The organism is Natronococcus sp. (assembly GCF_047921035.1).
In the GTDB taxonomy this organism is placed as follows: domain Archaea; phylum Halobacteriota; class Halobacteria; order Halobacteriales; family Natrialbaceae; genus Natronococcus.
In genome coordinates this window covers 65,658-78,806 of record NZ_JBLRWX010000002.1, presented here as the reverse complement: position 1 = coordinate 78,806, position 13,149 = coordinate 65,658, and the positions used below count along the sequence as shown (strand labels likewise).

12 protein-coding genes and 1 tRNA gene are annotated in these 13,149 nt (G+C 67.2%); 9 read left to right on the top strand and 4 right to left on the bottom strand.

Translation table 11 applies throughout. The features are described 5' to 3' along the window. The first annotated feature begins 4 nt into the window (after positions 1-4). The 4 genes from ACNA7R_RS01010 to gcvPB all read left to right on the top strand — a co-directional run bounded on the left by ACNA7R_RS01010 (position 5) and on the right by gcvPB (position 6,768). Positions 5-2,476, top strand: a complete 2,472-nt coding sequence (locus ACNA7R_RS01010; protein ID WP_416281664.1) for a heavy metal translocating P-type ATPase — start codon at positions 5-7, stop codon at positions 2,474-2,476. A gap of 87 nt (positions 2,477-2,563) precedes the next feature. Next, positions 2,564-3,808: an AI-2E family transporter gene (locus ACNA7R_RS01005; RefSeq protein WP_416281663.1), complete on the top strand. Its 1,245-nt coding sequence runs from the start codon at positions 2,564-2,566 to the stop codon at positions 3,806-3,808. 120 nt (positions 3,809-3,928) lie between these two features. Further along, positions 3,929-5,266, top strand: coding sequence for an aminomethyl-transferring glycine dehydrogenase subunit GcvPA (gcvPA, locus tag ACNA7R_RS01000; protein ID WP_416281662.1), 1,338 nt, complete (start codon positions 3,929-3,931; stop codon positions 5,264-5,266). Further along, entirely contained in the window at positions 5,263-6,768 is a 1,506-nt protein-coding gene (gcvPB, locus tag ACNA7R_RS00995) for an aminomethyl-transferring glycine dehydrogenase subunit GcvPB (protein WP_416281660.1), read from the top strand. Before gcvPA ends, gcvPB begins: the two co-directional genes overlap by 4 nt. A gap of 15 nt (positions 6,769-6,783) precedes the next feature. Here gcvPB and ACNA7R_RS00990 read toward each other — a convergent pair whose 3' ends face one another. After that, positions 6,784-7,632, bottom strand: a complete 849-nt coding sequence (locus ACNA7R_RS00990; protein WP_416281659.1) for an acyl-CoA thioesterase — start codon at positions 7,630-7,632, stop codon at positions 6,784-6,786. Between the two features lie 239 nt (positions 7,633-7,871). On the opposite strand from ACNA7R_RS00990, the gene ACNA7R_RS00985 reads away from it, so the two are divergent. Next, positions 7,872-8,393, top strand: coding sequence for a DedA family protein (locus ACNA7R_RS00985; protein ID WP_416281658.1), 522 nt, complete (start codon positions 7,872-7,874; stop codon positions 8,391-8,393). Between the two features lie 3 nt (positions 8,394-8,396). On the opposite strand, the gene ACNA7R_RS00980 is transcribed toward ACNA7R_RS00985, so the two are convergent. Together ACNA7R_RS00980 and ACNA7R_RS00975 are read right to left on the bottom strand one after the other, a co-directional pair. Further along, entirely contained in the window at positions 8,397-10,094 is a 1,698-nt protein-coding gene (locus ACNA7R_RS00980; RefSeq protein WP_416281657.1) for an inositol monophosphatase family protein, read from the bottom strand. A 143-nt stretch (positions 10,095-10,237) separates the two neighbouring features. Next, a complete protein-coding gene (locus ACNA7R_RS00975) occupies positions 10,238-10,402 on the bottom strand; it encodes a hypothetical protein (RefSeq protein ID WP_416281656.1) in 165 nt (54 codons plus the stop codon). 106 nt (positions 10,403-10,508) lie between these two features. Here ACNA7R_RS00975 and ACNA7R_RS00970 point away from each other — a divergent pair, with 106 nt between their 5' ends. After that, a complete protein-coding gene (locus ACNA7R_RS00970) occupies positions 10,509-11,042 on the top strand; it encodes a cob(I)yrinic acid a,c-diamide adenosyltransferase (RefSeq protein ID WP_416281655.1) in 534 nt (177 codons plus the stop codon). Between the two features lie 70 nt (positions 11,043-11,112). Next, positions 11,113-11,187 (top strand) — tRNA-Val (locus ACNA7R_RS00965). Between the two features lie 218 nt (positions 11,188-11,405). On the opposite strand, the gene ACNA7R_RS00960 is transcribed toward ACNA7R_RS00965, so the two are convergent. Then, complete coding sequence (locus ACNA7R_RS00960; protein ID WP_416281654.1) at positions 11,406-12,026, bottom strand: hypothetical protein; 621 nt, start codon at positions 12,024-12,026, stop codon at positions 11,406-11,408. Positions 12,027-12,124: 98 nt separating this feature from the next. On the opposite strand from ACNA7R_RS00960, the gene ACNA7R_RS00955 reads away from it, so the two are divergent. Both ACNA7R_RS00955 and ACNA7R_RS00950 read left to right on the top strand, forming a co-directional pair. Then, the gene (locus tag ACNA7R_RS00955; protein WP_416281653.1) at positions 12,125-12,535 is read left to right on the top strand and encodes a helix-turn-helix domain-containing protein; all 411 of its coding nucleotides are present in this window, start codon (positions 12,125-12,127) and stop codon (positions 12,533-12,535) included. 329 nt (positions 12,536-12,864) lie between these two features. Beyond that, the coding region (locus ACNA7R_RS00950; protein ID WP_416281652.1) for a bacterio-opsin activator domain-containing protein at positions 12,865-13,149 on the top strand (285 nt) is incomplete at its 3' end.

Sequence of the window (13,149 nt, the reverse complement as noted above, 5' to 3'; positions counted from 1 at the left end):
ACCGATGACCGCTAACCACCCACCCGACACCGGCTGCACGCTGTGTGAACTCCCCGTCGAGGGCAGCGACGTCTCCGACGCCGAGGGGAATCGCTTCTGCTGTGTCGGCTGTCGGGACGTCTACGACGCCCTGGGCGACGTCGAGGACGTCGCTCCCGAGGACGTCCGCCGCCAGCGGGCCGACGACGGGGTCCGGGAGGTACCCGACGACCACGAGTCGACGTACCTCGAGGTCGATGGGATGCACTGTGCGACCTGCGAGGCCTTCATCGAGTCCGCGGCGCTGCGAACCGAGGGGGTCAGCAATGCCGACTCGAGCTACGTCACGGACACGGTGCGGATCGACCACGATCCCGACGCCGTCTCGCAGGCGGAGCTCCAGGAGGCGATCAGCGGGCTGGGCTACAGCGCCTACGACCGCGAGGACGCGTTCATGCGACGGAAGGCCGACAACTGGATGATGGGCCGGATCATCGTCGGCGTCCTCATGGGGATGATGGTGATGCTGCAGTACCTGCTGATCATCTACCCCACCTACTTCGGCGGGCTGTTCTACGACCAGCGAACGTACGAGTTCCTCAGCCAGGCGCTGGCGAGCGACCTCGCGACGCCGTTTTACCTGATGATCGGCGCGCTGACGACGATCGTGCTGGGCGTGACCGGGAAGCCGATCCTGCAGGGCGCCTACGTCGCCGCGAAGACCCGGTCGCCGAACATGGACCTGCTGGTGACGATCGCGGCCGTCAGCGCCTACCTCTACAGCACGCTGTCGATCGCCGTCGGCGGCGACCACATCTACTACGACGTCACCGTCGCGATCATCGTCATCGTCTCGGTCGGCAACTACTACGAGTCGACGATCAAGGACAAGGCCACCGAGCGACTCTCCGATCTCACCGCCGTCCAGATCGACGAGGCCCGCCGCGTCCGCGCCGACGGGAGCCACGAGGAGGTCGCCGTCGGCGACCTCGAGCCCGACGATCGGCTCCTCGTGCGGGCCGGCGAGCGGATCCCCGTCGACGGCGAGGTCGTCGACGGCGAGGTTGCGGTCGACGAGGCCGTCGTCACCGGCGAGTCCCTGCCCGTCGGCAAGACCGCCGGCGATCAGGTCGTCGGGGGGTCGCTGGTCACCGACGGCGCCGTCACAGTTCGTGTCGGCGAGGACGCTACCAGCAGCCTCGACCGGGTCACCGAACTGGTCTGGGACCTCCAGAGTTCGAGCCACGGGATCCAGAAGCTCGCGGACAAGCTGGCGACGATCTTCGTCCCGCTCGTGCTCGTCCTCTCGGTCGTCGTCACGACGATCTATCTCCTGACCGGTGCGGGCGTCGCCGACGCCCTGCTGGTCGGGCTCACCGTGTTGATCGTCTCCTGTCCGTGCGCGCTCGGGCTGGCGACGCCGCTGGCGGTCGCGGCGGGGATCCGCGACGCCTTAGAGCGGTCGATCGTCGTCTTCGACGACACCGTCTTCGAGCGCATCCGCGACGCCGACACCGTCGTCTTCGACAAGACGGGAACGCTGACGACCGGGGAGATGACCGTCGTCGAGACTGACCTCGAGGACGAACTGCTCGAGAAGGCGGCCAGACTCGAGGGACGCTCGGCCCACCCGATCGGGCGGGCGATCGCCGCCGAGCGACCCGTCGCGGACGGCGGCGCGCTCGAGTCGGCCGCCGGCTCGGATCGACCAGGGAGCGGAGACGAGGACGCGCTCGGGACCGAGGGGACGCCCGACGACGGGATCGACTCCTTCGAGAGCCACCGCAACGGCGTCTCGGGCGTCGTCGACGGCGACGAGATCGTCGTCGGCCACCCCGACCTCCTTCGCGATCGGGGGTGGACGGTTCCCGACAACGTCGCCCGCCGTATCGAAGAGGGCCGCGAGACGGGACGCGTCCCGGTCGCCGTCGGCCGCGACGGGGTCGCCGAGGGCGTGATCGTCGTCGGCGACGACCTCCGCGAGGGGTGGGCGGAGACGCTGTCGGCCATCGCGGCGACGGACACCGAGGTCGTCGTCCTCACCGGCGACGACGCCCGCGCGGCCCGGCGGTTCCGCGAGGAGCCGTCGGTCGACCGGGTGTTCGCAGGTGTCCCACCCGAGGGGAAAGCCGAGACGGTCGAGCGGCTCAAGCGAACGGGCCGGACGGTCATGATCGGCGACGGAACCAACGACGCGCCGGCGCTGGCGGCCGCCGACCTCGGAATCGCGCTGGGCGGCGGGACCGCGATGGCCGCGGACGCGGCCGACGTCGCGCTCGTCGACGACGATCTGGGGTCGGTCGACACCGTCTTCGAACTCGCGCGGGCGACCGACCGCCGGGTCAAGGGCAACATCGGCTGGGCGTTCTGTTACAACGGGATCGCGATCCCGCTGGCCGTGACGGGGCTGCTCAACCCGCTGTTCGCCGCCGTCGCGATGGGAGCCAGCAGCCTGCTGGTCGTCACGAACTCCTCGCGGTCGCTGCTCGAGGACTGAGAGCGAGTTCGCTCGGAGCCCTGCCGAAGCGGCCGGCCGGGACACCTCAACGCGAAGTAATTAGTTCTGGACCGCCAATCGGAAGCTATGTCGACGCGCCCGGAGCTGTCGGAGTGGTTCTCCGATCGAGTCGGATTGGTCGTCCTCACCCTCTTCAGCGTCCTGCTCGCGGCGCTTATCGTCCTGCCGTACCTCCAGTACGTCCTCCTCGGCGTGATCCTCGCGTATATCCTCATGCCGGCCCAGCGCCAGCTCGAGAAGTACGTCCGGTCGATGACCGCGGCGCTCGTGCTGGTCGTCGTCGCGATCCTGACGATCCTCCTGCCGACGTTGTACGTGCTCGCGATCGCGCTCGGGCAGGCGCTCGATATCGCCATGGACGTCCAGGACGGGACGCTCAACGTCCAGGACATCGAACGGCAGATCGAGGCGGAGTTCGGATACGCCGTCGACCTCCAGGAAACGTACGCTACCTACCAGGAGCCGATCGCGACCGGGTTACAGGAGCTCGCGACCGGCGCGCTCGAGTTCGTCGGCGGGGTTCCGTCGATCGCCATCGGACTGACGGTGACGGTGTTCGTCCTCTTCGCGCTCCTCCGCGACGGCGACCGGCTCGTCAGCTGGGTGCAGTACGTCCTCCCGGTCCAGGACCACGTGCAGCGCGAACTGCTCACCGAACTCGATCAGCTCATGTGGGCCTCGGTCGTCGGCAACGTCGTCGTCGCGATGATCCAGGCCGTGCTGCTCGGCGTCGGACTCATGCTGCTCGACGTTCCGGCCGTCGTTTTGCTCACGGTCGCCGCGTTCGTCGCCGCGTTGCTCCCCCTGATCGGGGTCTTCGCCGTCTGGATGCCGCTCTCGATCTACCTGGCGGTGATCGGCGAGACGGTCCCCGCGGCGATCCTCGTCGGCTACGGCCTGCTCGTCAGCGCCTCCGACACGTACCTCCGACCCGCCCTCATCGGGCGCACGAGCGCCTTCAACTCCGCGATCGTCGTCGTCGGCATCTTCGGCGGCCTCGTCGTCTTCGGCGCGGTCGGCCTCTTCATCGGTCCCGTCGTCCTCGGCGGCGCGAAGATCACCCTCGATCTGTTCGCCCGGGAGTGGGCGATCAGCGAGGGGAATCCGCCGGTCGGGCCGCTTCCCGCCGCCGATCCCGCGGCCGATACGGCTCCGGATACCGGGATCACCGACGACTCGCCGATTCCGGACGACGGGAGCGACCCGGGCGAGGACTCGAGTGCGGAGCCCTCCTCCGAATCCGAATCTGGACCCGACTCCGACGTCGACCGCTCGGATCCGACCGACTCCGGGACGGATTCCCCCGAATAACCTCGCCCCGCGAAGAGGTGCGTTCATTACCCCGTGTCCGTAACTACCACATATCGTGTCTCGGAACGAAACCCGCGACGGTCACGACGGGTGGACCCGAGACGACCGGGACCCCTACACATGAACGGATCACACGCCACGGGGAGCCCCTACGCTCCCTCCACGGACGACGAACGGACCGCGATGCTCGAGTCGGTCGGCGTCGACGACGTCGAGGAACTGTTCGACATCCCCGAGGACGTTCGCTTCGACGACGCGTTCGGGATCGACGCGCGAACCGAACGGGAGACCCGCCGACTGGTACGATCGACGCTGGGACGAAACGACGAGCTGACCGAACTGCTCGGGCGGGGCCACTACGGCTACTACGTCCCCTCGCTGATCGACCACCTGGCGGATCGCTCGGAGTTTCTCACCTCCTACACGCAGTACCAGCCCGAGATCTCCCAGGGCTTCCTGCAGGCGCTGTTCGAGTACCAGTCGTTGCTGGTCGAGCTGACCGGACTCGAGGTCGCCAACTGCTCGATGTACGACGCCGCGACGGCGCTGGGTGAGGCCGCGACCCTCGCCGAGCGGGTTCGCTCCACGAGCGGCCACCGGGTGCTCGTCCCCGACCTCCTGCTCGAGGGACGCCGGAGCACCCTCGAGAACTACGTCGCCGGCACCGACCTCGAGGTAGCGACGTACCCGACGAACGACGCGAACGCCGATCTCGACGCCCTCGCTGACGCCGTCGACGACGACGTCGTGATGGTCTACGCCGAGAACCCGACGGTACGGGGAACGATCGAGGAGCGACTCGCCGAGATCGGCGACCTCGCACGCGAGAGCGACGCGCTGTTCGTCCTCGGCTCGGATCCGATCGCGCTCTCCGTGCTCGAGCGGCCCGCCGACGTCGGCGTGGACGTGGTCGTCGGCGACGCCAGCGTACTGGGACTGCCGACGAGCTACGGGATGGGACTGGGCCTGTTCGCCTGCCGCGAGGACTACCTTCGACAGGTGCCCGGCCGGCTCGTCGGTGCCGGCGAGGATGCGACCGATCGACGAGCGTACACCCTCACCCTGCAGACCCGCGAACAGCACATTCGCCGGGAGCGCGCGACGAGTAACATCTGTACCAACCAGGCGTGGGTCGCGCTCCGGACCGCGATGCACGCCGCGTATCTCGGCCCCGACGGGATGGTCGACCTCGCCGAGCGCGGCGTGACCCGTGCACGGGACCTCGCCGATCGGCTCGACGGAATCGTCGGCGTCACGGCGCCGGTCCACGACCGACACCACCTCCGGGAGTTCGTCGCCCGCGTCGACCAGCCGGCGAAGGCGGTCGCCGAGGATCTCGAGAAGCGCGGCTTCGCCGTCCACGTCGTCGGCGAGCACGAGATCCAGGTCTGTGTCGCCGGCGTCCCCGACGAGCGGATCGATCCGTTCGTCGCCGCCCTCGAGGAGGTGGCCCGATGAGCGACGAGAAACCCGAGCCGACGGCAGACGAGCGGGTCCGGTACGACCAGGCTCGCTACGTCGAAGACGGCCAGTACGAGCCGCTGCTCTCGGAAAAGGATCTGACGCGCGTCGAAGTCGGCGGTGACGACGACGGCGAAGACGGGGGCTCCCCGCTGCCCGACGACCTGACTCGAGACTCCCTCGAGCTGCCCGAACTCTCCGAACCCGAGCTGGCCCGCCACTACACGCGCCTCTCCCAGATGATCTACGGGATCGACAGCGGCCCCTACCCGCTGGGCTCGTGTACGATGAAGTACAATCCCAAGTTCACCGAGGACGTCGCGGCGCTGCCGAAGGCCGCGGTCCACCCCGACCGCTCGGAGCGCTCGACGCAGGGAACGCTCGAGCTCATGTACCGACTGCAGGACTACCTCGGCCGGATCGGCGGGATGGACGCCGTCACGCTCCAGCCGCCCGCGGGTGCAGCCGGCGAGTTCGTCGGCATCCGGGTCGCGGCGGCCTACCACGAGCACAACGACGAGGAGGACCGCGACGAGGTTATCATCCCCGAGAGCGCCCACGGGACCAACTTCGCGACCGCCGCGCTCGGGGGTTACGACGTCGTCTCGCTGCCCAGCGACGACGGCGGCCGGGTCGACCTCGAGGCGCTCGAGGCCGCGCTCTCGGAGAACACGGCGGCGCTGATGCTGACGAACCCGAACACGCTCGGCCTGTTCGAGCGCGACATCACCGAGATCGCCGAGATGGTCCACGACGTCGGCGGCCTGCTGTACTACGACGGTGCCAACCTCAACGCCCTGCTGGGTCGCGCCCGGCCGGGGGACATGGGCTTCGACGTGATGCACTACAACGTCCACAAGACGTTCGCAACGCCCCACGGCGGCGGCGGCCCCGGCGCCGGCCCGGTCGGCGTCGTCGACGAGCTGGCGCCGTTCCTGCCGGCCCCCCGCGTCCGCGAGGCCGACGGCTCGAGCGGCTCCGAGCCGACCTACGAGCTGTTCGATCCCGACCACACCATCGGCAAGGTCCACGGCTACCAGGGCAACTGGCTGGTGCTCGTCAAGGCCTTCGCCTACATCGCCCGGCTGGGCGACGAGGGGCTGTTAGACGCCAGCGCGACGGCCGTGCTCAACGCCAACTACCTCGCCAGTCGGATCGAGTACGACGTTCCCTACGAACCGTTCCACCACGAGTTCGTCGCCAGCGCGGGCGACCAGGACGCCGCCGACGTCGCAAAGCGGATGCTCGACCACGGCGTCCACCCGCCGACGACCAAGTGGCCCGAGATCGTCCCCGAGGCGCTGATGACCGAGCCGACGGAGGTCGAGAGCAAGGACACCTTAGACCGACTCGCCGCCGCCTTTAACGCTGTTGCCGAGGAGGACGACGAGACACTCGAGGCAGCCCCCGATCGGACGGCCGCCCGTCGGATCGACCAGACCGACGCGGCGCGGAGCCCGCGGCTGTCCTGGCACGCCCTCGAGAACGACGCGTCCTGACGGACTGCCCGACCGTTACGCCCTGAACGGCTCGAGCATCGCCGCGTCGAACGCGACGGGCGTCCCGGATCGGTCGAAACAGCCGTACTCGGTGATCCCCTCGATGTTCGTCCGTCCGTCGCTCGAGAGTTCGTGGGCGATCCGAATCGTCTCGTCGGAGACCTCGAGGACGTCGCAGTCGACCCGCAGCGTCGTCTCGAACCGAACGGGTGCCTTGAACTCCCAGCGCCAGTCCCGAATCCGGTAGGGCTCTTTCTCACCCCGCAGGTCATCGAGGCTCGTCTCGTAGGTCTCGAGGTGGCGCTCGAGGGCGACGTCGGCGAAGCGCGGGTACTCCTCGAAGTACGCTAACTCGGCGCCCTCGACGTGGGGACTGCGGATCTCGAACGACGAGGAGAACGACGCTAGCGACTCGTCCCCGTCGGTGTCCGTCTCCGCGGCGGGACCGACTGACGGGTTCCGGTCGATCCGGGCGTCGGCAAACGCCGTCCGTACGTCCTCGGGCAGCGCCAGCGCGGCGCCGTCGGGACCGATCGTCACGTGGGTCATTCGGGCCGTCGCCAGTCGCTCCCCGTCGCCGTCGTTGATCTCGTAAACGAGTTCCAGGCTCGAGTCGCCGACGCTCCGGGGGACCGTCTCGACCGAGATCGTCTCGCCGAGACGCGGGTAGCGCTCGACCGAGGTGGCGACGACTACCGGGGCGTAGGGGATCCCGCCCTCGGCGAGGATCTCCGCGAAGGAGTAGTCGAACGCGGCGGCGACCTCCTGGGTCGAGATCAGCTGCCAGTCGAAAAACGACGCTCCGTGCGCGAGGGGGCCGGCGAACTCGCCGAACTGCACCCGGCGATCGGCGATCGTTTGCATGTACGCGGGTGTACGCCCCCGCCCGTTAGGACCGTACAGGAACCGGCAAGCGATGCTCGCGGGGGAACCGACCGCGGTCGGCGACTGCCACCGGATCGTCCCGTCCCCGCTCGAGACGGCCGATCAGGTCGTTGTTAGGATCACCACAAAATAAATAATGCGGCGGGCGGGAACGGATAGTTAACGGGAATGTTGGTGGTGGAACAAATCGTCCGAACGGGGCCGGCCGAAGTCGAGCGATGATCGGATCGACGGCGGCGCTCGTCGACGCCCTCCAGGTCTCGATCCGAACCTTCGGCCTGCCGGTCCTGTTCGGGGTGTTCGTGCTGAAGGGAGCGCTCGTCGGCAAGGTCTTCCCGACGAGCGTCTTCCTCCCCGGCTACGTCGTCGGGGGCGGCCTCACGGGCCGCGAGGCCGCGCTCGTCGTCGTCGTCGTCACGATCGCCCACGTTTTCGGACAGTTGGCGCTGTATCTCGGTATCAGTCGCTACGGCTGGTCCGTTCTCGAGGACCTCCCGTACGTCGAACTCGAGCGGGAGTCGGCGCAGTACCGCCGGCTCGACGGCTGGTTCGAACGGTACGGCGGGGTCGCGATCTTCGTGACGAACGTCGTTCCGGTGAGCCGGGGCGTCATCGCCGTCCCCGCGGCGCTAAGTTCCTACTCGACGTGCCGGTATGCCCTCCACATGTCGACGGCGACCCTGCTCTATCACGGGGGCTACGTCGCTGTGGCGATCGCCGGCGTGGCCGTCATCGGCTGAGGGCTACCGATCGATATCCCCGGAGCCGCCCTCGAGGTGCTCGAGCAGGGCCGGATGCAGCGGGCCGTTCGAGCCTAACAGCGCCGAACGCCCCTCCGTCTCGAGTTCGAAGACGAACGGCTCGCCCCGCTCGTCGGTGAGCCGGGCGCCGGCCTCGCGAGCGATCACCAGCCCGGCGGCGACGTCCCAGGGGTAGGTGTCGTACTCCCAGGTGGCGTCGGCGCTGCCGCTGGCGAGATAGCAGAGGTTGAGCGCGGTCGACCCGAGCCGTCTGACGCCGCGGGTCTCCTGGTAGAACCGCGTGAGAAAGGAGCCGTCGGGATCGTACCCCGAGATGAGCATGCTCTCGTCGAGGCGGTCCCGGTCAGTGGTCTCGATCGGGTCGCCGTCCCGGCGGGCACCCTGCCCGGCGATCGCGCTGAACAGCTCGTCGGTTTCGGGAACGTAGACGACGCCGACGACGGGATACTCCCCCTCGAGCAGCGCGATCGATATCGAGTAGTTGGGGTTGCCGTGGGCGAAGTTCCCGGTTCCGTCGAGGGGGTCGACGACCCAGGTGTAGCCGTCCTCGCGGACGTCCCGCGGGCGCTCCTCGGAGACGATCCCGTGATCGGGGAACTCGTTTTCGATCACCGTCGTGATGATCCGGTTGGCCTGGTGGTCGGCCTCGGTGACGATGTCGGACTTGTCGCTTTTGACCGCGATCGACTCGACCTGGCCGTGGAGCTCTCGGAGCGGCTCGCCGGCGGCCTCGGCGGCCTCGGTGGCGATCGTTCGCGCGCGCTCGAGGTAGTCGTCCCGGTCGGCCTCGCCGTCGGTCTCGGCCGCGGGAGTCCGCGGGGGTTCGTCGACGTCGCGAACGTCCCAGCCCAGTTTCTTCGAGATCGCGGTGAAGAAGTGGTCGTCGTAGCTGGTGTGGACGACGTGGGCGAGTTTCTCGGCGCCCGTGACCAGCACCTCCTCGCCCTCCTCGAGAAGCGTGTGGGCCCGCCCGCCGTCGACCAGTAGACTCGCGGGCCCCTGAGTGCGGATTCGGAGCTCCGTCTCGGGCGAGACGACGATCGGCCGTACCCCCAGCTGGTGGGTGTGCAGTGGCACGAGCTGAAGGGTGTGGTTGTTCGCCGGGTAGTGGATCGGGCCGTTGGCCGACAGCGAGACGCCCGTCGACCCCGTCGGCGTCGAGACGGCGATCCCCGTCCCCTCGAACTCGCCGACGTACTCGTCGTCGGCGTAGACGTCCAGCCGGGTCACCTTGCGGTCGATCGGGTTCTCCGGGGGGACGTGCTCGATCATGACGTCGTTGATTCCGGTGGCCTCGAGGCCCGCCCCCCGGACGGCGACCTGCTGGCGGCTGTCGATCGTCGCCCGCCCGTGGATCACCTCGTCGAGGGCCGCCTCGAGGTCCTCGGGTTCGACCCGCGAGAGAAAGGCGAGCGTTCCCGTGTTGACGCCCAGCTGGGGAACGCCCCGCGGGGCGAAGGTCTTGATCCCCTCGAGGAAGGTCCCGTCGCCGCCGATCGTGACTCCGAGGGTGGCCCGGTTCTCGTCGTAGACCGCGTCGATCGACTCGCCGACGTCGACCGTCGAGAGGCCGATCCCGCGGTCGTCGGCCCAGTCCGCGAGGCGAGCGACGACGTCGTCGCTGTCGGGGCTGACGATCGCGATGATCTCCTCGGTCGTCGCGAGCCGGCGTCCTTGCATCGGGTGAATCGTCGAACCGCGAGAGTATGGGTCTGGCGTTCGCTTTCGACCGCTCGGGGTCGGGTTCGTCCGCGCTCGGGGGACGAACTCGACGCTCGCTCGAAGAAGTCGATCCGAGAGAACGCCGCCCGAGGCGATCCGTATCAGGCCGCGCTCGAGTCGATACCGTCGATCTGGACGAAGCCGTAGTCGCAGTTCGGACAGTGCCACTTGACCTTCTCGCCGAGGTGGAGCGTCGTGCTCGCGGCGCGGTAGAACGTCTGCTCGCCGCCGCAGTTCGGACACTCGTGGTCGAGTTCCAGGGCCATACCCGCCACTACCGAATCGAGCGTGTTGAAGATTCCGACAGCGCGGTCGCAGTTGCTCGACGTGACGGACGGCGAAGTTAAGTGAGCACCGTCCGTCGGTCCCGCCATGACGATCTACACCGGTCGCGGCGACGACGGCGAGACCGACCTGCGCGATATGAGTCGCGTCTCGAAGACCGATCCGCGCATCGAGGCCTACGGCACCGTCGACGAACTCAACGCCCTGGTCGGCACCGTCCGGCCCACCGGGTACGACGACGTCGACGACCGACTGCGGACGATCCAGAACCACCTCCACGTCGTCCAGGCCGACCTCGCGAACCCCGACCCGGACGAGGACGACCCCGAGATCCGGGCCGACCACGTCGAGACGATCGAGGACTGGATCGACGAGTACGACGAGGAACTCGAGCCCCTGACCTCGTTTATCCTGCCGACCGGCAGCGACCACGGGGCGCGGCTCCACCACGCCCGCGCGGTCTGTCGGCGCGCCGAGCGCCGCACCGTCGCGCTGGCCTCGAGCGAGCAGATCAACGAGCGGACCGTCGAGTACCTCAACCGGCTCTCGGACGGGCTGTTCACCGTCGCGCGGCTGGTCAACCAGCGCGAGGGCGAACCCGAGGAGGCGCCGCAGTACTGACCGCTCGAGCGGGGTGGAACTCGGCGGTGAAAGGAAGGCTTAAGTCGCGCCCACGGGTAGCACGGGATGCGGGTTGGTGATCTAGTCCGGTTATGATACCTCCTTCACACGGAGGAAGTCGGCAGTTCAAATCTGCCCCAACCCACTAATTTTGCTGCGAGCAATCCGCGAGCAGCAAATTCGTCACGTTGGGCAGTTTGAACCAGGGAGTGGAGCGAAGCGAAACGACCGTGGTTCAAATCTGCCCCAACCTACGACAGTCTGCCACCTCACACAACGACAGTCCGCGTGAGGGAAGGCCAGTCGCGCGAGCGGCGATGAGAATGACGGCGGCCGTTTTCGATCCACAAACCGGATCGATGGTCAGTGGCGGTGCTCGAGGTCGCCGCGACGTTCACGATGCATGATCTCGCCTGCGAACCGTCGGAGGGTATCGACGAGTTCCGTCTCGGTCTCGTACGTTTCAATCCGGAGGTCCCATCGTGCGTTCGCCGATCGAATCATGGCGCTCGTCACGTCGTTCTCGTGAACGAAGACGAGTCGGTCACCACGGGTTTCCGCGAGCGTGGCGAGGACGCTTCCGGCTTCCTCGCCGACTCCAAAGTTGTGTCCGAGAAACGGGACGACGAACGCAGTGGCGTTGCTACACCGGGTGTATTCGATACTCTGGGTCACCGCATCAACCTCCTCGGTGTCGACGTTAACGTCGAGAGCCAGAAACGCGTTCACTCCCGGTTCAGTCCGAAGCTCGCCCTGTATCCGTCGTAAGAGTGCCTGCGCCTCGTTGATGTCGGATCTGTTCCGGAACAGTTTCCGAAGGGGGCCGGGAAGATCGTCGACGTCGATCTCTCGGCGCTCCTCCTCGCTCAGCACGTAGTTGAGATTGAACGACTTGTACGGCCCCATCAGATAGAACAGAAAGCGATCGTACTTGACGTCACCCAGTCGATCGGTAATCAAATCCCGAGTGATTCGCTCTGTCATACCGTGTACTCCCGCAGAACCATATATAAAAACTGGCGTTTTCGAGAGTTCTCGGCTCGACAACGACTAAGAGTATTCCCCTCGTCTTTCGAGGTAGGATGGCTACGAATTCACGCGCTGTCGACGGGGAGTTTCCCGACGATCCGGAGGAGCTACTGCCGGCGGACAGCGTCCTCTCCCTCGAAGAGTATCTCGACATGCACGCCGCCGTCGGCCATCGAACCCGATACGAGATCCTCTACCGACTCGTTCACGGCGGAGAGATGAGTCCGAAGGAACTCGAGGAAGCGACGCGGATCGACGACAGCACCCTTCATTACCACCTCAACGAACTCCTCGCCGTGAACCTCGTGGAAAAGCGACAGCGCACCGAGCGAGGTCAGGACGGGTTGTACACCTACTACCGGTCGACAGTCTTCGGTGAGGTCACGCTCTCCGAGGGTGTAGACGAACTGATTCGGGGGGAGCGATCGTTCGGAGAGCTGTACGACAGTTCGGTCGGCGATTAACATCCTCCTGTGCCGAAAGGCATCCCCAGAACGCGGAGCGTTCTAGTATGCGACCGAGACGCGTTGCGTCTCGTCAACGCAGGCATCCCGTGCGGTGGGAGTTTCAGGTTTGCAACCAAGGATGCCACCACTTCACGGGGGGTCGCGTTCACCGCACCGGCGTTTCGGATACTGTCTCAGTAGGGTTGCGAGTAGAGTCTCGAACCACTCATCCCCGAAGCGGTTCAGCCGGACTCGAGCCTCGCAACGAGCGGAGCCGTCGACCGACCGAGTACGACCCGTCTGCTGCAGCGCGAGGTTTCAGTGAGCGAGGAGCCGTTCGAAAGCGTATGAGCGTCGTCGCCGAGTTCACGATTCCCGCCGACGCCTTCGCGCTGGAACGTACCTTCGATACCGTCCCGGACGCGACGGTCGAGATCGAACGACTCGCGACCCACAGCCGCGAGTGGGTGATGCCGTTCCTGTGGGTGACGAGCGACGACCTCGAGGCCGTAGAGCGTGCCCTCGAGGCCGATCCCGACATCGAGGAGGTACGCACCCTCAACCTCGCAGATGGCGTCGGATACTTCAACGTGCACTGGAGCGAGGACCTCCAGCGGCTGATCGACGAGAGC

What these genes read in the sequence shown, in the direction of transcription:
- ACNA7R_RS01005 (WP_416281663.1), top strand. Translation starts at nt 2,564, where the DNA reads ATGTCGACGCGCCCGGAGCTGTCGGAGTGGTTCTCCGATCGAGTCGGA.
- ACNA7R_RS00970 (WP_416281655.1), top strand. Translation starts at nt 10,509, where the DNA reads ATGACGATCTACACCGGTCGCGGCGACGACGGCGAGACCGACCTGCGC.
- ACNA7R_RS00955 (WP_416281653.1), top strand. Translation starts at nt 12,125, where the DNA reads ATGGCTACGAATTCACGCGCTGTCGACGGGGAGTTTCCCGACGATCCG.
- gcvPB (WP_416281660.1), top strand. Translation starts at nt 5,263, where the DNA reads ATGAGCGACGAGAAACCCGAGCCGACGGCAGACGAGCGGGTCCGGTAC.
- ACNA7R_RS00985 (WP_416281658.1), top strand. Translation starts at nt 7,872, where the DNA reads ATGATCGGATCGACGGCGGCGCTCGTCGACGCCCTCCAGGTCTCGATC.
- ACNA7R_RS01010 (WP_416281664.1), top strand. Translation starts at nt 5, where the DNA reads ATGACCGCTAACCACCCACCCGACACCGGCTGCACGCTGTGTGAACTC.
- ACNA7R_RS00960 (WP_416281654.1), bottom strand. Translation starts at nt 12,026, where the DNA reads ATGACAGAGCGAATCACTCGGGATTTGATTACCGATCGACTGGGTGAC.
- gcvPA (WP_416281662.1), top strand. Translation starts at nt 3,929, where the DNA reads ATGAACGGATCACACGCCACGGGGAGCCCCTACGCTCCCTCCACGGAC.
- ACNA7R_RS00990 (WP_416281659.1), bottom strand. Translation starts at nt 7,632, where the DNA reads ATGCAAACGATCGCCGATCGCCGGGTGCAGTTCGGCGAGTTCGCCGGC.
- ACNA7R_RS00975 (WP_416281656.1), bottom strand. Translation starts at nt 10,402, where the DNA reads ATGGCCCTGGAACTCGACCACGAGTGTCCGAACTGCGGCGGCGAGCAG.
- ACNA7R_RS00980 (WP_416281657.1), bottom strand. Translation starts at nt 10,094, where the DNA reads ATGCAAGGACGCCGGCTCGCGACGACCGAGGAGATCATCGCGATCGTC.